Origin of the sequence: Pseudobacteroides cellulosolvens ATCC 35603 = DSM 2933 (assembly GCF_001262605.1) — a bacterium.
GTDB classification, from domain to species: Bacteria; Bacillota; Clostridia; order Acetivibrionales; family DSM-2933; genus Pseudobacteroides; species Pseudobacteroides cellulosolvens.
Genome location: NZ_LGTC01000001.1, coordinates 2,865,001 through 2,885,385 on the forward strand (window position 1 = coordinate 2,865,001; position 20,385 = coordinate 2,885,385).

General features: G+C 34.9%; 24 protein-coding genes (1 of these 24 only partly in view). 3 read left to right on the plus strand and 21 right to left on the minus strand.

Annotated features, from left to right (window positions below):
• The 9 genes from Bccel_RS11575 to Bccel_RS11615 all read right to left on the minus strand — a co-directional run.
• Positions 1-388, minus strand: partial view of a SigB/SigF/SigG family RNA polymerase sigma factor gene (locus Bccel_RS11575; RefSeq protein WP_476748357.1) — the 5' portion only. It extends 377 nt beyond the left edge of the window; the window shows 388 of its 765 coding nt (coding positions 1-388); the start codon lies at positions 386-388; the stop codon falls past the left edge of the window.
• 1 nt (position 389) lies between these two features.
• Positions 390-776, minus strand: a complete 387-nt coding sequence (locus Bccel_RS11580) for an ATP-binding protein (RefSeq protein ID WP_036945662.1) — start codon at positions 774-776, stop codon at positions 390-392.
• A gap of 4 nt (positions 777-780) precedes the next feature.
• On the minus strand, positions 781-1,098 hold the full coding sequence (locus tag Bccel_RS11585; protein WP_036945663.1) for an STAS domain-containing protein: 318 nt from the start codon (positions 1,096-1,098) through the stop codon (positions 781-783).
• 70 nt (positions 1,099-1,168) lie between these two features.
• Complete coding sequence (locus tag Bccel_RS11590) at positions 1,169-2,035, minus strand: J domain-containing protein (RefSeq protein WP_036945664.1); 867 nt, start codon at positions 2,033-2,035, stop codon at positions 1,169-1,171.
• Positions 2,036-2,067: 32 nt separating this feature from the next.
• Positions 2,068-3,561 (minus strand): lysine--tRNA ligase, encoded by a 1,494-nt coding sequence (lysS, locus tag Bccel_RS11595; RefSeq protein WP_036945665.1) that lies wholly within the window; start codon positions 3,559-3,561, stop codon positions 2,068-2,070.
• A gap of 139 nt (positions 3,562-3,700) precedes the next feature.
• A complete protein-coding gene (gene greA, locus Bccel_RS11600; protein WP_036945667.1) occupies positions 3,701-4,177 on the minus strand; it encodes a transcription elongation factor GreA in 477 nt (158 codons plus the stop codon).
• A 334-nt stretch (positions 4,178-4,511) separates the two neighbouring features.
• Complete coding sequence (locus Bccel_RS11605) at positions 4,512-5,450, minus strand: hypothetical protein (RefSeq protein ID WP_036945669.1); 939 nt, start codon at positions 5,448-5,450, stop codon at positions 4,512-4,514.
• A 31-nt stretch (positions 5,451-5,481) separates the two neighbouring features.
• Complete coding sequence (locus Bccel_RS11610) at positions 5,482-5,982, minus strand: spore maturation protein (protein WP_242853212.1); 501 nt, start codon at positions 5,980-5,982, stop codon at positions 5,482-5,484.
• 57 nt (positions 5,983-6,039) lie between these two features.
• Positions 6,040-6,648: a nucleoside recognition domain-containing protein gene (locus tag Bccel_RS11615; RefSeq protein WP_036945673.1), complete on the minus strand. Its 609-nt coding sequence runs from the start codon at positions 6,646-6,648 to the stop codon at positions 6,040-6,042.
• 459 nt (positions 6,649-7,107) lie between these two features.
• On the opposite strand from Bccel_RS11615, the gene Bccel_RS11620 reads away from it, so the two are divergent.
• Complete coding sequence (locus Bccel_RS11620) at positions 7,108-7,347, plus strand: AbrB/MazE/SpoVT family DNA-binding domain-containing protein (RefSeq protein WP_036945675.1); 240 nt, start codon at positions 7,108-7,110, stop codon at positions 7,345-7,347.
• 81 nt (positions 7,348-7,428) lie between these two features.
• On the opposite strand, the gene rsmI is transcribed toward Bccel_RS11620, so the two are convergent.
• Together rsmI and Bccel_RS11630 are read right to left on the minus strand one after the other, a co-directional pair.
• Positions 7,429-8,277, minus strand: coding sequence for a 16S rRNA (cytidine(1402)-2'-O)-methyltransferase (rsmI, locus tag Bccel_RS11625; protein ID WP_036945676.1), 849 nt, complete (start codon positions 8,275-8,277; stop codon positions 7,429-7,431).
• 4 nt (positions 8,278-8,281) lie between these two features.
• The gene (locus Bccel_RS11630) at positions 8,282-8,647 is read right to left on the minus strand and encodes a tRNA1(Val) (adenine(37)-N6)-methyltransferase (RefSeq protein WP_050753398.1); all 366 of its coding nucleotides are present in this window, start codon (positions 8,645-8,647) and stop codon (positions 8,282-8,284) included.
• 82 nt (positions 8,648-8,729) lie between these two features.
• On the opposite strand from Bccel_RS11630, the gene Bccel_RS11635 reads away from it, so the two are divergent.
• On the plus strand, positions 8,730-10,127 hold the full coding sequence (locus Bccel_RS11635; RefSeq protein ID WP_036936122.1) for an IS1182 family transposase: 1,398 nt from the start codon (positions 8,730-8,732) through the stop codon (positions 10,125-10,127).
• Positions 10,128-10,193: 66 nt separating this feature from the next.
• Here Bccel_RS11635 and Bccel_RS11640 read toward each other — a convergent pair whose 3' ends face one another.
• The 8 genes from Bccel_RS11640 to glgA all read right to left on the minus strand — a co-directional run bounded on the left by Bccel_RS11640 (position 10,194) and on the right by glgA (position 16,975).
• Positions 10,194-10,631, minus strand: coding sequence for a tRNA1(Val) (adenine(37)-N6)-methyltransferase (locus tag Bccel_RS11640; RefSeq protein ID WP_081927127.1), 438 nt, complete (start codon positions 10,629-10,631; stop codon positions 10,194-10,196).
• A gap of 87 nt (positions 10,632-10,718) precedes the next feature.
• Entirely contained in the window at positions 10,719-10,889 is a 171-nt protein-coding gene (locus Bccel_RS11645) for a DUF362 domain-containing protein (RefSeq protein WP_036944466.1), read from the minus strand.
• A gap of 112 nt (positions 10,890-11,001) precedes the next feature.
• A complete protein-coding gene (locus tag Bccel_RS11650; RefSeq protein ID WP_036944468.1) occupies positions 11,002-11,871 on the minus strand; it encodes a PSP1 domain-containing protein in 870 nt (289 codons plus the stop codon).
• A 5-nt stretch (positions 11,872-11,876) separates the two neighbouring features.
• The gene (locus Bccel_RS11655) at positions 11,877-12,854 is read right to left on the minus strand and encodes a DNA polymerase III subunit (protein ID WP_036944469.1); all 978 of its coding nucleotides are present in this window, start codon (positions 12,852-12,854) and stop codon (positions 11,877-11,879) included.
• 13 nt (positions 12,855-12,867) lie between these two features.
• On the minus strand, positions 12,868-13,320 hold the full coding sequence (locus Bccel_RS11660; RefSeq protein WP_036944470.1) for a YaaR family protein: 453 nt from the start codon (positions 13,318-13,320) through the stop codon (positions 12,868-12,870).
• Positions 13,321-13,390: 70 nt separating this feature from the next.
• Positions 13,391-14,017 (minus strand): dTMP kinase, encoded by a 627-nt coding sequence (gene tmk, locus Bccel_RS11665; protein ID WP_036944471.1) that lies wholly within the window; start codon positions 14,015-14,017, stop codon positions 13,391-13,393.
• 54 nt (positions 14,018-14,071) lie between these two features.
• On the minus strand, positions 14,072-15,511 hold the full coding sequence (locus Bccel_RS11670) for an aminotransferase class I/II-fold pyridoxal phosphate-dependent enzyme (RefSeq protein WP_242853171.1): 1,440 nt from the start codon (positions 15,509-15,511) through the stop codon (positions 14,072-14,074).
• A 21-nt stretch (positions 15,512-15,532) separates the two neighbouring features.
• A complete protein-coding gene (gene glgA / locus Bccel_RS11675; RefSeq protein ID WP_036944472.1) occupies positions 15,533-16,975 on the minus strand; it encodes a glycogen synthase GlgA in 1,443 nt (480 codons plus the stop codon).
• A 375-nt stretch (positions 16,976-17,350) separates the two neighbouring features.
• On the opposite strand from glgA, the gene Bccel_RS11680 reads away from it, so the two are divergent.
• Positions 17,351-18,586 carry an AAA family ATPase gene (locus Bccel_RS11680; RefSeq protein WP_050753399.1) on the plus strand — a complete coding sequence of 412 codons (1,236 nt, stop codon included), beginning with the start codon at positions 17,351-17,353 and terminating at the stop codon, positions 18,584-18,586.
• A gap of 117 nt (positions 18,587-18,703) precedes the next feature.
• Here the strand turns inward: Bccel_RS11680 and gmk are convergent, their stop codons facing one another.
• Both gmk and Bccel_RS11690 read right to left on the minus strand, forming a co-directional pair.
• A complete protein-coding gene (gene gmk, locus Bccel_RS11685; RefSeq protein ID WP_036944474.1) occupies positions 18,704-19,255 on the minus strand; it encodes a guanylate kinase in 552 nt (183 codons plus the stop codon).
• A gap of 261 nt (positions 19,256-19,516) precedes the next feature.
• Positions 19,517-20,302 carry a YdcF family protein gene (locus Bccel_RS11690; protein ID WP_036944475.1) on the minus strand — a complete coding sequence of 262 codons (786 nt, stop codon included), beginning with the start codon at positions 20,300-20,302 and terminating at the stop codon, positions 19,517-19,519.
• Positions 20,303-20,385: the final 83 nt, after the last annotated feature.

A 20,385-nucleotide genomic window follows, 5' to 3' on the forward strand; every position in this document is an offset into this window, starting at 1 on the left:
CCTGAGTTAACATATCTCTGGCCTGATTCACCTTTTGATATACCTCATATATTCTTCTCGGAATCCTAATAACCGAACCCTTGTCTCTGAAATACCTCTTTATTTCACCAATAATTGTAGGAGTCGCAAAACTCACAAATTTAACACCTTTGTCAGGACTGAAGCGTTCGACAGCCTTAATAAGTGCGATACATCCTACTTGATAAATATCCTCATAATCAACGCCTCTATTGACGAATTTTTTCGATATTATCTCAGCAAGGTATATAAACCGGTTTACGATGGCATTCCGGTTGGAAACACTGGGATTATCCCTATATATTAAAAATATCTCATCATTATCTGCCTGATTTAGAGAAATATCTATATTATCATTCATATCGATCATTTTAACTTTTCCCTTCGATCACTTTTGATATCGACAATATATAACTATCTGAGCATAACTCTACTTCATCCATTAATGCATTAATAATTGAAAGACCAAATTCATTATCGCTTCCACTAAATATACATTTAAGTGATTCATCTTCAGAATCAAAGATAACCGTAAGTTTATCCTTTGAAATCCTGAAAATTATCTTAACAAAATCCTCTGTTGCACTTCCAACAGTAATAAGCTTGTTGCAAACCTCTGCTATGGCAACCTTTATATCTTCAATAGAGTCAATATCAAAACCAATCCTATTTGATATGCCTGATGCTGTCAATCTTACAATACTAACATACTCAGCCTTTAAAGGAAGCTTCAGCTCTATCACATCAAAATTATCCATTTCTTCACTCCTCTATAATAAATACCTTATCAAGTCCTGTTATTATAAATAATTTTTTTAGATTATCCTTAAGATTAATAAGAATTATATTTTTGTTTTTTCCCTTAACTCTTTTAAGTGCTCCTACAAAAATACCCAGTCCAGTACTATCTATGTATCTTAGGTTATCACAGTGTATTTTTAAGTCAACATCAGTAGTATCAGCTGTATTGTACAGTTTCTCCTTAAACCCTTCAGACGAATATATGTCCAATTCACCTGCAAGGTATATGTCTACAGAACCTCCTGTATGTTCTTCCCTATAACCTAACTCCTCTGCCATATTCATTCCTCCCGGATAATTTTTTCAACCTTGATATCTTTATGCTGTCGTAAGAAGTATTCCTATATTATTACTTCAATATTAAATCCACAAGCTTGGCTGTATTTTCATCATTTTTTCCATCCATGCCAACGGAAAGTATAATTTTGAACTTTTCCAATCCTGTTCCTTTGAATATGCTTCTACTTTCAACTTCAATACCATATATATGCTCTTCATTTTCATTTTTCAATTTCTTCTTTAATAGATTATTATCATCAATCTTATTTCTATATTTCTTAACAATATCATCTAATTGCTGTACTCTGTTCGTCATGTTCATAAGCTTATCAAATCGTTCTCTGTCGAGAAGATAAGCATCCACATGTCCAGTCCCCGATAATGTAAACAATTTCATATCCATCGAAGACTCTATGGTAGGACTATTTTTGTCCCAAAAAATGATAGGGTCTATTTCTACTTTTTTGAGGCCAGCTATGTTACCCACTATTTGATTTTCCAACTTTTCAACGCTGGTGTTAGGATAAATCCCTACCAGCTTGACTTTCAAATCCGGCTCCACACGGGTTACTATAGATTTTACAGTAAAAAATAAGCCTACTAAAACTATAATACCTATAATCATGGGCACTTTATAGTAATGTATAAAATTACCCAACTTCTTTTCGTCAATATTTAATTTTTTCAACAGGCGATTAGGAGGTCTTTGGGCCTCCTCCAGTAGTTTGCCTTCCGCTAATGAATTAAGGTCATAACCCATAAGGACATTATATGCTTCATCAATCTCCCTGATCTGAGCTTTTATGCCTTCAACATCTTCAATGCTTTTATTACTCTTATACTTCTTCATTAGAAGGTTATATCTTTTTAATATATCGTCTTTGCTTGCATCCTTTTTTAATCCCAATATTTCATAAGGATCCTTTTGCTCACCCATCTGCTTATCCTCCAGCCTTACATTCAATAATACTAATCACGAGGCTTCATTGTAGGGAACAACAGTATATCTCTTATTGAGTAAGAATCGGTAAGAAGCATAATAAGCCTGTCTATACCTATACCAAGGCCACCTGTAGGAGGCATACCGTATTCCAAGGCTGTGAGGAAATCCTCGTCCATCATGTTTGCTTCCTCATCTCCTGCTTCCCTTTTTTTCATTTGATTTACGAATCTTTCTCTTTGGTCAAGGGGATCATTTAACTCTGAATATGCATTTGCCATCTCCCTGCTTGTTATGAACAGCTCAAACCTCTCTGTCAATTCAGGCCTGTCAGGCTTTCTTTTTGTGAGAGGTGAAACCTCCACAGGGTAGTCCATTATAAATGTTGGCTGTATAAGATGCTCTTCTACAAACTCTTCAAACATCAAATTCAATATCTCGCCTTTTGTTAAATCACCATTGAGATGAACCTTTTTCTCCTTAGCAATTTGTCTTGCTTCCTCATCGCTTTTAACCTCATCAAAATCTATACCGGTATGCTTTTTCACCGCTTCAACCATAGTCATTCTATTCCATGGTGGTGTCAAATCAACTTCCTGTCCCTGGTAATTAATCTTTGTAGTGCCAAGAACTTTTTCCGCTACAGAAGAAATGAGGTTTTCGGTCAATTCCATCATACCTTTATAGTCATTATATGCTTCATAAACCTCCATTAAAGTAAACTCAGGGTTATGTTTTATGGACATACCTTCGTTCCTGAACATTCTGCCCATCTCATATACCTTTTCAAGACCGCCTACTATAAGCCTTTTTAAATAGAGCTCCGGTGCAATTCTTAAATATAAGTCGATATCAAGAGTGTTGTGGTGTGTTATAAACGGTTTTGCAGCAGCCCCTCCTGGTATTGTGTTTAAAAGCGGTGTATCAACTTCTAAAAATCCTCTATTATCAAGAAACTCTCTAACTGCTTTAATGATCTTACTTCTTATTATAAAAGTGCTCCTAACCTCTGGATTTACTATTAAGTCAACGTACCTTTGTCTGTATCTCAAATCCATATCTTTAAGTCCATGCCATTTCTCAGGCAACGGCTGCAGTGATTTGGTCAGAAGCGTTATTTCCTTTACCTTTATGGAAACCTCACCTGAGTGAGTTCTGAATACTTCACCGCTCACTCCAACTATATCTCCAATATCATATTTCTTGAACTCACTATAGCAATCAGCACCGATTTCATCAACGCGAACATAAAGCTGAATTTTTCCGTCCCTGTCCTGGAGATTGCAGAAACCTGCCTTACCCATGCCTCTTTTTGACATGATCCTTCCGGCTATAGAAACAAGCTTGCCTTCCATTTCATCAAAATTATCCACTATATGTTTAGCTGAAGAATTAACATCAAATTTAACTATTTTAAAGGGGTCCTTATCGTTGTTCTGCAGCTCTGAAAGTTTAGCCCTTCTAACCTTAAGCAATTCGTTTAAATCCTGCAATTCATTATTTTGTTCAATATTTTCAGACATCTTTCTCCTCCTATAAAGCAACTCATTTGTATATTTGAAAAAATATTCGTAGGCACAAATTTTTCAACAAAATAACAGCTTACACGATATGTAAACTGTTATTTTATCTATTATATATAAATTTATGCATAATTACAAGTTATTTGTGAATCTCAAGAATTTTAAAGTTTATAACTCCGTCAGGTACGGCTACATCAACCGCTTCGCCAGTTTTCTTTCCTATCAGTGCACTACCTACAGGAGACTCATTTGATATTTTAAACTTGGATGGATCTGCTTCAGTAGATCCAACTATATAATACTCAACTTCTTCGTTGAATTCAACATCAAGAAGCCTGACCTTGGATCCCAAACTTACAACATCTGTACTAACTTCATCCTCGTCAATCACCTTGGCATGCTTCAACATCGTTTCTATCTGAACAATTCTACCTTCAATATGGGCTTGCTCGTTTTTAGCTTCATCATACTCAGAGTTTTCAGAAATATCCCCAAAAGAAAGTGCCTGCTTTATTCTTTCAGCAATTTCTCTTCTTTTAACACCTTTCAAATATTCCAATTCTTCCTCTAACTTTTTTAACCCTTCATAAGTCAAAACAACTTCTTTGCTGGTCATTTGAAGTTCTCCTTTTATTAAAATTTGTGTTGATAATATATGCAATTCTAACTAATTTATTCTTACGCACCTATATTAAGAAACAATAAGTCTCGTTCAGTGCCAATTCCAATACATTTGCGTCAACACTTGTCTTAAGGCTCTTAAATCAACAAAAAGTGACCGATTAGAATAAAATGACAAATTAAACGGCATGTACTAAAATAAATAAAAAGCCGTATAATACTTTTATTTTTCACCATTATAAAATACAAACCATCTTATTGTCAAGAATTACAGTCACATTATAAGCATTATTAATCCAGGCATTTATTAATGCAAAACACAATCTTTTTTACTCGAAACCCTCCAACTCATAACCATCATTATCAAATATCGCAGCTACTTTGGCAATAAAATCCAAATCACATCTGTATCCTTCGTCTATAATTGGATAACCCGCTTTATGCATAACAAGTATTTCTGCAATCTCGTTTACCTTATATAGCTTAAGTAAGCTGTCATCCAACATAAAGGCAACATTCAAAGGCAATTCCACTTTTATATCGTTAATAACCCAAACCTTCTTATAAAAATCTGCTGCCTTTCCGTAATTGAGCACTACAACTTTCTCTTTTATAAAACATTTGAATTCTTCTGCATCCCCTAAATTGATAATTATATCTGCCCGCTTCAGCGTATTGCTATAATCTCCCGATATCCCTATTGAAGTGCCTGTTTCATAAAAAATTTCTTCTACTTCCTTATTTATACACATATCTTTTGTAATTATCGTAACAAATTTTATAAAACTTGATAGCAATTTTACAATTTGTAATAATTCTGCTTTATCATTACCACTAATTATTGAAATTTCAATAGAATTTATGTCTAAATCTTTGATGTAACATATTTTATTTATTATATTTGCTAAAAGCACCCTGTATAGAATTTTTCCATTAAAACATTTTTTATAGAACCCTTCCGATTCAATGTCCTCTTGAATTTTAAAAGGCAGAATGCAGTGTTTCACACCTTTTGCACGGCAAATTTCCATTGCATCCCTTAGAACCATCTCTCTTTTTTTGTCGTTAAGCTCCCTATATTCTTCCATAGTGTATGGCATCCTTATTAAATTGATGATTAATTCACTAGTGATCTCTAACGTTTCAAACCAGTCGGTTTTGTCCATCTCCTTAAATCTTAATAATATTTGTTGAAAGAAATTTTTAATACAGCTTTTTTGTCCCGGTAAGTCATTATTTTTAAAAACTGCAATACAATAATTATCCATATGCACTCCTGTTTTATTATAATAATTTGGGCTATGTACCAAACATATACGCACATACCCATACTGAAACCAATACACTGATAAACTCAGCTATCAACGCTGCCACAAGAGTATGTCTTATGTTTTTTATTCCTACCGACCCGTAATACACGGTCAAAGTATAAAATATTGTTTCTGTTGATCCCATCATTGTAGAAACTACCCTCCCAACATATGAATCAGGTCCGAAATTCTTCATTATATCTGATACCAAGGCTAGAGAAGCACTTCCTGAAATCGGCCTTAAAAAAGCAAGAGGCAAAGCCTCTGATGGAATTCCCAGCAAAGATGCGAACGGCTTTGCAGCATAAATTATGATATCAAGGGCCCCTGATGCCCTAAAAACCCCTATTGCCACCATAAGTCCTATAAGGGAAGGAATAATCTTTACTATGGTACTTATACCTTCCTTGGCGTTCTCAACAAACACATCATAAACTTTTACATTTTTTATAGCACCCGCTATTAATATAACCGCAAATATCAGCGGCACAGTTAAATTTGAAATATCTTTAAGTATAACTAACCAACTCCCGAATAATTATTGCTTTTAATTTTTTGATTTTATTCTTCTTTTCTGATTCTTTGTCACCCTTCCCAATATCTTGACAGCAATAATTCCAGTTGCTGCGGCACAAGCTGACGCTACCCATATGGGAACAATAACCTCCGCTGGATTTGTTGATCCTGCCGAGGACCTAAGAGCAATGATTGTGGCAGGCACCAACTGAATAGCCGAAGCATTAAGTATAAGGAACATAATCATCGAATCAGATGCTGTATCTTTCACATTATTATGATTTTGAAGCTCTTTCATTGCTTTTAATCCAAGTGGTGTGGCAGCATTTCCAAGTCCAAAAAAATTAGCTGCCATATTCATTACTATTGCCCCAATAGCCGGACTTTTTTTAGGGATTTGCGGAAAAAGCACCCTTATAAGAGGAGAAACCAGATAAGCCAGCTTGTTTAATAAACCGCTTTTTTCTGCCACTCCCATTAATCCGGTCCACAGGCACAGAATACCAAGAAGCCCTATTGATAGTTCCACAGCGGATTTCGATGAATTAAATGCCGCCTGGGTCACAGTCTCAAGCCTGCCGTTTAATCCTCCAATTATAAAACCAATTAGCAGCATACCCATCCAAATATAATTGAGCATTACTCCACCTATATGTTTTCAGTTATCATTTTATTTATATGACAGGTTATCTACATATATGTTTTTAAGAATAGTGAAAATGTCTAAAAGTGGTTACGATGAAGCATCATTGTATTGCGTGCTTTACAATTATAACAAATATTTGCAGGTTTTTTTCTTGAAACAATGTCGAATTCTTTGTCGAATATTGTCGTTCCAAATTCTTTAAACTTACCAGTTAATTATTTCTTTTTTTAGAAGCTAATTGTACTTTGTTTTAATACAAAAAATATATTCCAGTTAACCAGCAAAATAATAAGTTGATATAGCTGCATTCTGAGTTTCTGGCATTAATTAACTAAATTTTTAGAAAACATTTTTTAGAATTTTTTTAAATTTATTGTTGACGTTAGCTGGAATTTATGCTACTATAAAAATGCAAAGTTTGTCGAATACTGTAATTTTAGAGGAGGAAAAAAAATGAAATCTACTGGAATTGTTAGAAAAGTTGACGAATTAGGAAGGGTTGTACTTCCAATCGAATTAAGAAGAACACTTGACATCGCAGAAAAGGATGCTTTAGAAATATACGTAGATGGTCAGACAATTATACTCAAGAAATACGAGCCAGCTTGCATATTCTGCGGAAATGCTAAAGATGTTTCAGTATACAAGGGAAAGAATATCTGCCCAGATTGCATGAGAGAACTTAAGAAATAATTTAACACATAAGAAAAGGGCTGTTTTATGACAGTCCTTTTTTGTTGTCCAGGAAACTATTATGTATACCATACATTGATTTTACTTTTTCATATAGCTGTTATATACATCTCTTTTGCTCAGCCCACGGTCGGCAGCTACCTTGGAAATAGACTCCTTTTTGGTCATACCCTCATCTAGGTATATTTTAATATGCTCCCCCAAAGTAATATTGCTCCATTTGCAAGTCCGCTCTTCTTCTATTTCCTCTTCGCTGGCTCCCTCTACCATAAGCACAAATTCACCTTTAGGTGCTTTCTCGGTATAAAAATCCAGTGCCTCCTTTAAACTGAACCTTAAGTACTCCTCAAACCTTTTGGTAAGTTCTCTTGCCAGTACAATCCTGCGGTCTCCAAGGATTTCATATAAATCTTTCAATGTATATATCAATTTGTGAGGAGCTTCATAGAATACTATAGTACGGATTTCACCTTTGAGCTGGCTCAGCCTGTCCTTCCTTACCTTCTTATTCATGGGCAGGAAACCTTCAAATACGAACCTCCCACACTGAAGACCTGATGCAGTTATCCCCGCTATAGCAGCCACCGGGCCAGGGATGGAGGTTATTTGGATGCCGTTCTCAATAGCAAGCTTAACCAGATCTTCACCAGGATCTGATATTGCAGGCGTTCCAGCATCAGAAACCAGAGCAATCTCCTTGCCTTCTAAAAGCTGCTCAATAAGATAATTGCCCTTACTTATTTTATTGTGTTCATAATAACTGACTAAAGGCTTTTTTATTTCAAGGTGGTTAAGAAGCTTTATAGTCTGTCGGGTATCTTCGGCAGCAATAATATCAACCTGCTTTAAAACTTTTATGGCCCTTAACGTTATATCTTCCAAATTGCCTATAGGAGTTGCAACCAGATACAGAATTCCTTTATCACTCAATTTACTATTCTCCTCTTTGATATATATCATCTATATCCTTTGAATACCTGCCATTCTCATCATAGACATAAAGGGGCTCCATCATTTTAAGTTCGGGATTGCCACCCCTAAAGCCTTTAACAAGAACAAGATTTGCACGTTTATAAGGAGACGGATGAACAAACCTTAAAAACTTCGGCTCTATTTTATACTGCCTCATTAGAAACAATATATCAACCAAGCGTTGAGGCCTGTGAACCATTGCAAACTGCCCCCCTGGAACGAGAAGTCTTGAGCTTACCCTTATTATGTCCTCCAAAGTACATAAAATCTCATGCCTTGCTATCGATTTTGTATCGGAAGGATTGACAAGCCCTCTTCCAACGCTCATATACAGGCTGTCCGAAAATCATGCATTATATTAACATATATGATATAATATAACAAATAATAATTTTGAGGTTTATAAAATTATGAATTATGTAAAAGGCATTAGTAGAAAACAGGTTGAGCTAAGTAGCCTAGAAGACCATATAGATGAAGAAAGTGAAGTTAGGGCAATTGATGCATTAATTGAATCAATGGATATTAAAGATCTGGGATTTAAAGAAGGGAATAATGAGAATTCTGGAAGATCAATGTATTCACCAATGGATTTAATTAAACTGTATGTATATGGATATTTCAATGGTATAAGAAGTTCTAGAAAGCTAGAAAAACAAGCAAAAATAAATTTGGAAGTTAAATGGTTATTGAAAGGAGTACAACCAAAACATTCAGTAATATCTGATTTTCGTAAAGAACATATTGACTGTTTTGATAATCTATTTAAAAACCTTATTAATATATGTAATGATTTTAACCTAATAGGAAAAGAATTAATTGCTATAGATGGGACTAAAATAAGAGCAGATGCGGCCAAGAGTAAATATTATACTTTAAAGAAACTTAAATTCATGGAAGAGTTGACAGAGGAAAAGTTAAAGGAATATTTAAAAGCATTGGAAGAAAATGATTGTAAAGAAGCAACAAAAGAAATTAGCGATAGAATTAAAGTCCTTGAAGAAAAGAAAGAGCTCTACAATGAACTTAAAGAAGTGCTTAACGATACCTCAGGAATAAGCTTAACTGATCCTGATGCAAAAAGAATGAAAACTGGTAATACAAAAGGAACAATAATTGGCTACAATGTACAAACAGCAGTAGATGAGAAAAACAAATTAATAATAGATTATGAAGTGAGAAATGATGCAGTTGATCAAGGGTTGTTATATGATGTAGCTAAAAATGCAAAGGAGAAATTGGGAGTTGACAGTATAGAAGTATTAGCAGATAAAGCATATTTTAAAAGTGAAGATATTATAAAGTGTGAAGAAAACGGAATTGTGCCATATGTTCCAAAACAAAAAGTAGTAACACCAAATATCGATTCTGGATATATAAAAGAAAAGTTTATATATGACAAGGATAATGACATGTACATTTGCCCGGCTGGGAAAAAATTATATATGCGTTCAAAAAGTGAAGATGTAAAGATGAAAATTTATTATAATTATGAAGAGTGCCAAAATTGCCCATATCGGGATAAATGCACAACATCAAAATATGGTCGTCACATTGAACGCAACCCAAAGGAAGAGATAGTTGAAAATGCTATAGAACGATTTAATGCTAATGGTGCTAAGTACAAAAAAAGACAAATGATTGTGGAACATCCATTTGGAACACTAAAAAGAGTTATGAATTTTGAATATTTCTTACTTCGTGGCAAAAAGCTTGTTTCAGGCGAAACAGGCCTAGCTTTCTTTTGTTATAATATGAAAAGGTTAATAAACATCAAAGGAACAAAGGAAATAGTCGCTTCAATTTAAGATGATTTAGGTGAATGTAGGGTAATTTAATAAGTGTTATTTTTCAAACTTTCCAGATTCCAATCATTATTCTATATTTAAAATTGCATAATGTTGTAAAATATCTAAAAATTTAATTTTCGGACAGCCTGTATAAGGCGGGTTGGTTACTACTATGTTAAATTTAGAACTGCCAAAATGCTCAACACTTTCCTTTATATCACCACATACAATCTCAACCCTCTCACCAAGAGAGTTAAGATTAACGCTTCTATTTGCCATTTCCGCCATATCAGGCTGTATTTCAAGGCCTATTACTGATTTAGCCTGAGTCTTGCCTGCCACCAAAATAGGTATTATGCCTGTTCCCGTTCCCAAATCAATAACTTCATCATTCTTTTTCACATCAAGGAAATTGCTTAATATAACTGCATCTATACCAAACTTAAATCCATCCTTCTTTTGAATAATCTTAAGACCTTTATATTGGAGGTCATCAATAGCCTCATTCTCATTTAAAATCATATCCACTTTATATCCATACCTTATCCAGACATTAATAAAGTCGGGCAAAGATACCGATGATCTCTGCCCGACCCTATTTAAAATTAATTATTGTTCCTTTGGTGCATTCACTGGACAAACATTTGCACAAGCACCGCATGAGATACATGCATCTGCGTCAATCACATATGCTTTATCCCCAGCAGTTATACAGGAAACAGGGCATTCTGATTCACAAGCTCCACAGCTAATACATGAGTCTTCAATAAAATATGCCATCAACAACACCTCCTTGATAATTTACATATACGCAAATACTAATACTATATATTATCGACTTTACTATTTTACCACCAATGCTCATTAAAGGAAACTCTTTTTTTTATTTTTTCTAATCTTCCAAACTCTTTAACTCTTCAATGTTAATGTCGGTATCATCCTCTTTTGCAACATCTTTTATTACCTTTACTTCATCGGACTTGTAGATCTGCAAGTCTGTTTCATTGCCTTTATCCAATTTTACCTTAACCAATTCCTTAAGAAGACTTATTTCCATAACAGTTCCCTGGCCGCCTGGGGTACTTACAATAGCACCGACCCTCGGAACCCTTGAAAGTATTTCTTCATAAGCATCCTGTTCGTACTTCAAACAGCACATCAGCCTTCCACATGTTCCTGATATCTTTGTAGGATTTAATGATAGGCATTGTTCCTTTGCCATTTTTATAGACACAGGCTGAAACTCACCCAAATAGGAATTACAGCATAAAACCCTTCCGCAAACGCCTATACCTCCAAGCATTTTAGCTTCATCCCTGACTCCTATCTGCCTTAGTTCAATCCTTGTTTTGAAAACAGATGCAAGGTCTTTTACCAGTTCTCTAAAATCCACCCTTCCGTCAGCAGTGAAATAGAACAATACCTTATTGTTATCAAATGTATATTCAACATCAATTAATTTCATATCTAAATTGTGGTCTTTTATTTTTTTCAAGCATATGTTAAATGCTTCTTCTTCCTTCTTTTTGTTATCATCTGCGTGTTTCTTGTCGTCTTCTGTTGCAATCCTTATTACCGGCTTTAATGGGGCTACTATCTCCTCCTCAGCCACTTCCCTGATAGGAATAACAACAAGTCCAAACTCCACACCTCTAGCTGTTTCCACAATAACATTTGTGTCAACTTCAATTTCCAAATCGCCGGGATCAAAGAAATAAATCTTCCCTGCACTTTTAAACCTAACCCCAACCACCTTTACCATTTATATTACTCCTCCTGAAGCTTCATAAGCATTACTTCCATTGAAAGTTGAAAATTAGCGTTCTGCTGTAAAATCCGCCTAGTATTTTCAATCAGCTCAATATTTTCGCCAAGCTTCTTTACAGTGAATTTATCAACATTATTTAATATGATACCCTTTTTATCAGAATTAATCAACATTTTTTCATCCCTGGTTTTTTTGTATATAATTAAGTCCCTGAAAAATGTTAGCATAATGTCCAATACAATTTCAACAACACTTTTATTATCTTCCATAAATTTTATGGCACTGAAGATTTCATCAGCTTTTTTATTCAAGCTTAAAATCATTTGAATGGTATCCTCTCGTAACCGGACAAATTCTTCTGATCCGGCAATATCCAAAGCATTGCCTGCTATACCGTCAGAGAAGGAAAGGACAAAATCAATATTATTAACAGGCTTGTCCATGGTTCTGTCGATAATAGCCTTTAATTCTCCATTGCTGTACTTATTAAAAGAGAGCCGTAAAACCCTTGAACGAATGGTTTCCATTAGTGCTTCATAGTTGGAAGCAGTCAAAATAATAACCGCATACGGCGGTGGTTCCTCAAGTGTCTTCAAGAGGCAATTTTGTGCCTGAACAGTCATTTTGTCCGCCTCAAAGATAAGATAAACCTTCCTTGCAGAATATAATGGCTTTATAATAACATCACTTTGTATATTTCTTATATCATCTACGCCAATGCTGCCTTCACCTGCATCAATTATTTTGAAATCGGGATTTGTATTGTTATCAAAGGTTTTACATGCGAAGCATTGGCCGCACCTTGTATCTTCTGATAGTTCCTGGCATAACAGCAAGCCTGAGAAAATCTTTGCAAAAGTCTTTTTGCCTATTCCCTTTGGTCCTGTAAAAACATAAGCGTGGGATATCTTACTGCTCTTTATAGAATTTTCAAGCGTTTCTTTAACCTCTGCCTGCCCAACAACACTGTTAAATATGGCTGCACACCCCTTACATTATTATATCTAAAATCAATCCCCGTATATCATCCAACCTCTGCAGAATCTGAATGTTATCCTTTTCACCATTAAGAAATTCTTTGGCAAGAAGGTCAAGCTCCTCATTAATTCTCTTAATAACAGCATAAACCTTATACCTTCCACGCCTGTCAAGAAAGCTCTTTTTGGAAAACTTGTGTGAATTGTTGACTATTTCATCAAGGAATTCAGAAATCATTGCCTTGTAAATTTTAAATTCCCTGATATCTATCTTCTTCGCCAGCTTATCGCCCTGTTCAGCAATTTTGTTAAACATATTCCTTACACGCTCATCAAAATTACTTACTTCAGCCTGTGCAAGCTTTGTATGAAAATTGCTGTTCCTTGTTTCGGAAATTTTCCTTTCCTCACGGCCACGGGTCTCAGTGATATTGGCAGTATTATCTCCCAAATTTCCAACCTTCATTTAGAATCACTCCACACATTCCTTTATAGTAAAGAAATAGATTTTCTAATATAGATTTTTTTGCAATTCCCTAAAAATCCATGAGCTCATTAAGGCAAACTTTAACATCACCGAATATTTCTTCAATACTTCTGCTGCTGTCTATGCAAGTAATTCTGTCCGAATATAGCATTGCCAATTTTTTATACCCGTTATACACCCTTTTATGAAAGTCCATTTTTTCTTTTTCAATTCTGTCCAGCCCTGTTGCATTGCTTCTCCTTCTCAAAGCATCAACAGGATCTATATCAAAAAACAAAGTAATATCGGGCACCAATCCATCAAGTGCTATTCTGTTGACATCTGTAATTACCTTAAGGTCAATACCTCTTCCAAATCCCTGATAAACATAGCTGGAATCAACAAACCTATCGCAAATGACAACTTTACCTTCCTTTATTGCAGGCCTTATAACTTCCGACACCAGTTGGGATCTGGCAGAAGCATATAAAAGCATCTCAGTGGTTATTCCCATTTCAGAATTCTGTGAATCCAGCAATATATCTCTTATTTTTTCGCTTATTTGGGTTCCACCAGGCTCCCTGGTCAGCACCACCGATTTATTCTTACTTTTCAAATACTCTTCGATCAATTTTATCTGGGTTGTCTTTCCAGACCCATCAGTACCTTCAACTGTAATAAAATATCCCCTGCCCATGGTTACCTCCGACCACATACTTTACTTAAGGAATGACTAATCTCTAATCACCAATCATAAATAATCAATAACCTCTATCTCATCATGCTTTCCAATACCGTTAACATTTCCTCCCTGCTTTAATAAAGCAGACAGGGAATCAACTATATCCTTGCTGATTCGCTCTCCAGGACAAACAACAGGTATACCTGGAGGATAAGGAGTAATGGTGCCTTTTGCAATCATACCTGCAGCATATTGAAGCTGAACCTTTTTTGACCGTGAATTAAATGCATCCCCTAGTGACACCACTTGCTCAGGTACTCCCATGCTGCAATTATACTTATATAAATTAATATCGGCTGTTTTCTCTTCTTTAACAACCCTGGTCCTGATGTCTGCAAGTGCAAGAAAAAGCCTTTCAAAATCCTCCCTTGCATCGGATACGGTAGCAATGCAAACAATGTTACCTGGATCTGACATCTCAACCTGTATATTATAATCAAATCTTAATATCCTTTCAACCTCAAATCCTGTAAGTCCTATTCTATTAACGTTTATAACCAGTCTGGTCCTATCAGTAAGGAAATTCCCCATGCTATTGACAGACAAAACTGAAAACTCATTAATTGCCTTCAATGAATTTATAAACCAATCAATATTTTTGATGAGACTTTCCAGAAGATCCTCTCCTTCATTTTCCATCAGTGCCCTTGAATAGTCCAAGGATGACATGACTACATATGAAGGACTGGTTGTTTGCAACATTCCAAGAATACTTTTAAGCCTTTCCACATCAATTTTCCCTGACTTTACATGGAGGTATGACCCTTGTGTAAATGCTGGAAGAGTTTTATGGGCACTTTGAATACATACATCTGCACCAAGCTCCATAGCACACTTAGGCAGTGCATTATTAAACTTTAGATGTGCACCATGGGCCTCATCAACGGCAAGAATCTTTCCATATGATGAGGCTATAGATGCAATAGACTCTAAATCCGAGCAAATTCCATAATAGTTTGGCCTTGTCAATAATATGCCTTTACAATCATGATTCTTTTCAAAAGCCTCACGGACTTTTTGAGGGGATATCACGGTAGGGATGCCAAAGCCTACATCAAAATCGGGATTAATATAATAAGGTTCCACACCCCATAGCATCATTCCGTTAATTACCGATTTATGGCAGTCACGTCCTACCAACAACTTCTCACCCGGCTTGCAAATTGACTTAATTATTGCATGTATTCCACAGGTAGAGCCATTAACAAGAAAAAAAGTATGTTCAGCACCAAAAGCCCTGGCTGCCAAGTCTTGTGCTTCCTTTATCACCCCATCGGGGTAATGCAGGTTATCAAGCCTTGGAATTTCTGTCAAATCCATTGCTGCAATCCGGTCAAAATACCCTTTTTTAAACCCTTTTCCCATCTTATGCCCCGGCATATGAAAAGGAAGCGGATTGGATGATATATACCTCTCAATCTCTTCTAAAACAGGTGTTTTATATTCCACACTCAGTCACCTTAAACATATTTATTCTTTCTCCATCGCTCTACGATACAATTCAACATATTCACTTGCTGACTTCTCCCACCTGAAGTCTTCTTTCATTACTCTCTTAACGAGCATCTCCCATATGGGCTTGTTTTGATAGATTTCAACAGCTCTTCTTATCGTATACAGCATATCATGTGCATTATAATTGGCAAATGTAAACCCGTTTCCTTCACCCGTAAACTCGTTATACGGCCTCACAGTATCATTAAGGCCTCCGGTTTCTCTTACGAGGGGTATTGTGCCGTACCTCATACTGAACATCTGGCTTAATCCACAGGGCTCAAATAGGGATGGCATCAGAAATATGTCAGAACTTGCATAAATCCTTTGTGCCAATACATCATCATATTTAATGTTTGCAGACACCTTCTCAGGATAAACCTCACTAGCCCACCTGAACATATTCTCATACTTATATTCGCCCGTTCCCAAGACAACTAGCTGCAAATCCATCTGGAGTATCTCCATAATTACACAGTCTATGAGATCAAACCCCTTCTGATCTACAAGCCTTGAAATTATTCCTACCATCGGAACATCTTTTACAGGAAGCTTTAATTCTTCCTGAAGCATTTTCTTATTTTCATATTTTCCATTTATACTTCTGGAACTGTAATTGACATATAATCTTTTATCTGTTGAAGGGTTGTTATGATCGTAATCTATTCCGTTCAATATACCGTATACATCTCCTGCACGTCTGTTTATTATTCCATTTAGCCCTTCTCCAAAGAAGTCGTGCTTTATCTCGTCTGCATATGTTTTACTTACTGTATTTACAATACTGGAATAAGCTATACCAGCCTTCATGAAATTGACCTGATCATTGTGTTCCAAACCGTTCAGGTGAAAATATTCCCAACTTAAACCAAGCACGCTGTCCATTATCTCCTTTGGAAATATTCCTTGATACTTGATATTATGTATGGTGAACAATGACTTCATATCCTTATAATACTTAAGTTCTTTATAATCAGACTCCAATAGCAGGCTTCCTATTCCTGTCTGCCAATCGTTAAAATGTACTACATCAGGTTGAAAACCTATATGAGGCAGCATTTCCAAAAGAGCTCTGTTAAAAAATGTAAACTGTTCTGCCTGGTCGAAATAGCCATAAAGTCCGTCTCTATTGAAATAAAAGTCATTCTCTATAAAATAATAATCAACATTATCCTTCACAAGCTTATAAACTCCACAGAGCTGTCTGCGCCAGACTATGTTAACATAAAAACTGCTAATAAGCTCCATCTTGTCGGTATATTTTTTATCAATGCATTTATACTTCGGCATAACTACTCTGATATCTGTGCCCATAGCTTTTATTGCTTTTGGCAGCGAACCTGCTACATCTGCAAGACCTCCGGTTTTTGCAAAAGGTACTACTTCGGAAGAAGCAAATAAAATTTTAAGATTTTCCATATTACCCTCCTGATGTATTTTTCCTGTGTTTCACCGCTTTGTATACAACACTTTTATTTTATCTTACATTTTGCAAACCAAAATATCAAGCTTTAAGGACTATATTAAAAGTGATAAATCTTTTAATACAATAATATATATCTTCGGACAACAAAATAAATTATATAACATAAATTTATTTTCCGAAAGTTTTAGGAGCCTATTTCCCAATAAGCAAACTTTAGTAATAATCAATATTTGCATTGAATAAAAATAATATGTATTTAATATTTTTTATGGTACAATTGACATTAATTATACCATAATATAAAATTAGTATAACATTAAGAAATCATCATGAGATATATTTCTATCTACAAGATAAAGAGAGGTATTATGGATAATATCAAATTTTTACCCGGACAAATTGTTGAGATAACTACAAATTCAGGTAATGTTTGTGACATCTATGAAAGCAAACTCCTGTCAATGGATCAGAACTACCTTGAAATTGCCCAACCTAATAAGAACGGAGTGTTTTCTCCCATACCAACTGGATATGATTTAAGTCTCAAAGCAAATACTCCATATGGGCTATTACAATTTAATTCAAGGGTTGTTGGTAAAAATCCCGAAAAACAGTCTCTCTTTATTAGCCTTCCCCAAGACTTGACAAGTGCCATTGATACAGCTATAGGCTCTGATACCGTGATGAAAAAGGCATGCAAGTTTGTGACTATAACGAGCGGAAAAGGCGGTGCAGGAAAATCTTGCTTTACCATCAACTATGCAATAGCACTTGCTAAGAGAAATAAAAAGGTAGTAATACTTGATGCAGATTTAGGAATGGCTAATATTGATGTTCTGCTTAAGTTATCACCAGTTTATAACCTCACGGATGTTATAAAGGGTACAAAAAACCTTGAGGAAATTATAATTGATGGTCCCGGTGATATAAAGGTGATACCTGGAGGTAACGGTCTTTTTGAGCTTTCCAGCTTAAATCCTCATCAAATTGAAAAAATTACCGCAGGTCTCTCGGCTCTTGAAAATAGCTTTGATTATGTTTTGATAGACACGAGTGCTGGTCTTTCAAGAATTTTAAACGATCTGGTTATGTGTACCCATGAAACAATACTTGTTACAACACCTGAGCCCCATGCTATATCAGATACCTTTTCCATTCTCAAGGTTCTGTTATCCAAACATCGCTGCTTAAATCTTAAGCTTATAGTAAACAAATGTGAAGATGCTAAAGAAGGCGAATCTGTTATAAAGAGAATTTCCGGCGTTGTAAGCAGATTTCCGAATTGCACATTCTCCCCGTTAGGATACATACCGGAAAGTATTTTTGTCAGCAAATCGGTTAAGCAGCAATCATCATTTTTGCTTTCATATCCGGACACAGATGTTTCAGAATCTTTAGAATCAATAGTTGATGTTGAGCTGGGTGTACCTCGTAAATTAAAGGTTGTAGTGAAAGACAAGGAACAGGAGCAGGAAGATGAAAATGTTCTTTCAAAAGTATTTGGAGTTGAGAAGCATAACCCTCTAAAACCTTTCCTTCCTATTCGCGAAGGCTCAGGATCAACATTCGTCAGCAAGCTAAAGGATTTGTTTAATAAAAACTGATTTTGGCTTTTTGTTAGCTAATTTATAAATAAATTATAAAGCACTGAATATTATTAATCATCCAGTGCTTTTATTATCTCTTTTAATCATATTAAAATTAATTGATTTTTATACTTTTCATATAGAACACTCATCATATTCTTTAATGATTATATCCTTAATTTTTTCAACAGTTTCTTCCAACTGATCATTTACCAAAACATACTTGTATGTATCCGCCATAGCCTCTTCATGCTCGAAACGGGCAAGCCGTACTTCAATCCGCTCCTCGCCTCTGCCTTTAAGCCTTTCAATAAGCTGCTCCTTGGATTTTGGCTTTAAGTAAATAGTAACTACATTATTAATTCTCTTAACAAGATTCTGTGTACCATCTACATCTATATCCTTAATGAGAATCTTGTTGCCCTTAAATTTTTCATTTACTATCTTTTTAGGAGTTCCATAATAAAATCCATGGACTATTTGATGCTCAACAAGTTCATCCTCTTCAATCATTCGCTCAAATTCTTCCTTGGAGACAAAAATATAAGGCTTTCCTGTCTCCTCCCCTGGTCTCTTTTCCCTTGTTGTCATTGTCGGCATAAGCTCAACATTATTCATATCCCCTAAAATCCTATTTATAATGGTATTTTTACCTACCCCGGAACTTCCTGATAATATAACCAACATCACTACACACCCTCACTTTAGCTTTAAATTAATAAAAAACACATCTTTAATACAACAAAAGCCTCAAAGGATAACTTTAAAGCTCTAATCTATTATATTTTAGAATGCCTAAAAACACAAGGTTTGATGCTTTTTAATTTTAAGTAAAGTATTTACGCATTTATTAATTTTTTATCCAGCAGTTGGCAATCCGTATACTATTCGACAAATTTTATCTCCGTTAATTTTCAAAACTATAATTTTTTCAGTCTGTCAAAACTATCATCCTAAAAACAAGCATTTTATAATTGCAAAATATTCTCTTACATGATGATTAGGAATAATATAAATTGGTGTTGCAGCTGCTAATCCGGTTAGATTCAGCCCTATCCTATCAGCAATTAATTTGGCTCTGAACACATGAAAATCATTACTTACTAAAGCAATTTTTCTATCGGAATTTTTATCAATATTATCAATAATTCCAGTAGCATATTTTATGTTTTCGTATGTAGTAGACGATTTCTCTTCTTTTATAAGTATTTTCCTATCTATTCCATTACTTAATAGATATTTTTCCATTACATATGCTTCTGTAAATTTCTCATCTGTTCCTTTTCCGCCACATAACACAATTTTTTTTACATCTTTGTTTTTATTTATGTATTCAATAGTTTTATCCAACCTATATTTTAGTTCCAAAGAGGGTCTGTCTTCAATAATACCTGCACCAAGAATATAGATATAATCCACATGTTTGGTATTATTAAAGATTGCCGCATAACTAATTGTTACTTCCATAACAACAATAAAAATTAATGCTGCCAATATTCCCATATTTACGATCTTATTAATGAAACTTCTGATGTAATTGTACATATTAATTCTTAATACACCATGGGCCAGTAGCATTACTCCAAAAATCAAAATGATTTTTAACCCGAAATAAAAACCCCAGCCTAATGAAAAACCAAATATTACATAAGAAATACCTAACAAGCCTGCAAAAACCAACAGATAATTGTAAAGTATTGTTTTTGAATACTTTTCTTTAGCTTTAGTTCCCATATTGAGACCCCTTTTTAATAATTCATTGGCTCTCCTCAAGCCTTTGTATTTCTACATTGTAATATTCACATGTTACTTACGTT

Bases quoted from the DNA above. Each gene is read 5' to 3' on its own strand.
- Bccel_RS11580 (WP_036945662.1), bottom strand. From the start codon at position 776: ATGGATAATTTTGATGTGATAGAGCTGAAGCTTCCTTTAAAGGCTGAG.
- Bccel_RS11585 (WP_036945663.1), bottom strand. From the start codon at position 1,098: ATGGCAGAGGAGTTAGGTTATAGGGAAGAACATACAGGAGGTTCTGTA.
- Bccel_RS11590 (WP_036945664.1), bottom strand. From the start codon at position 2,035: ATGGGTGAGCAAAAGGATCCTTATGAAATATTGGGATTAAAAAAGGAT.
- lysS (WP_036945665.1), bottom strand. From the start codon at position 3,561: ATGTCTGAAAATATTGAACAAAATAATGAATTGCAGGATTTAAACGAA.
- greA (WP_036945667.1), bottom strand. From the start codon at position 4,177: ATGACCAGCAAAGAAGTTGTTTTGACTTATGAAGGGTTAAAAAAGTTA.
- Bccel_RS11605 (WP_036945669.1), bottom strand. From the start codon at position 5,450: ATGGATAATTATTGTATTGCAGTTTTTAAAAATAATGACTTACCGGGA.
- Bccel_RS11615 (WP_036945673.1), bottom strand. From the start codon at position 6,648: ATGCTCAATTATATTTGGATGGGTATGCTGCTAATTGGTTTTATAATT.
- Bccel_RS11620 (WP_036945675.1), top strand. From the start codon at position 7,108: ATGAAATCTACTGGAATTGTTAGAAAAGTTGACGAATTAGGAAGGGTT.
- Bccel_RS11630 (WP_050753398.1), bottom strand. From the start codon at position 8,647: ATGAGCGTTGGAAGAGGGCTTGTCAATCCTTCCGATACAAAATCGATA.
- Bccel_RS11635 (WP_036936122.1), top strand. From the start codon at position 8,730: ATGAATTATGTAAAAGGCATTAGTAGAAAACAGGTTGAGCTAAGTAGC.
- Bccel_RS11640 (WP_081927127.1), bottom strand. From the start codon at position 10,631: ATGATTTTAAATGAGAATGAGGCTATTGATGACCTCCAATATAAAGGT.
- Bccel_RS11645 (WP_036944466.1), bottom strand. From the start codon at position 10,889: ATGGCATATTTTATTGAAGACTCATGTATTAGCTGTGGAGCTTGTGAA.
- Bccel_RS11650 (WP_036944468.1), bottom strand. From the start codon at position 11,871: ATGGTAAAGGTGGTTGGGGTTAGGTTTAAAAGTGCAGGGAAGATTTAT.
- Bccel_RS11660 (WP_036944470.1), bottom strand. From the start codon at position 13,320: ATGAAGGTTGGAAATTTGGGAGATAATACTGCCAATATCACTGAGACC.
- tmk (WP_036944471.1), bottom strand. From the start codon at position 14,017: ATGGGCAGGGGATATTTTATTACAGTTGAAGGTACTGATGGGTCTGGA.
- glgA (WP_036944472.1), bottom strand. From the start codon at position 16,975: ATGGAAAATCTTAAAATTTTATTTGCTTCTTCCGAAGTAGTACCTTTT.
- Bccel_RS11680 (WP_050753399.1), top strand. From the start codon at position 17,351: ATGGATAATATCAAATTTTTACCCGGACAAATTGTTGAGATAACTACA.
- gmk (WP_036944474.1), bottom strand. From the start codon at position 19,255: ATGTTGGTTATATTATCAGGAAGTTCCGGGGTAGGTAAAAATACCATT.
- Bccel_RS11690 (WP_036944475.1), bottom strand. From the start codon at position 20,302: ATGGGAACTAAAGCTAAAGAAAAGTATTCAAAAACAATACTTTACAAT.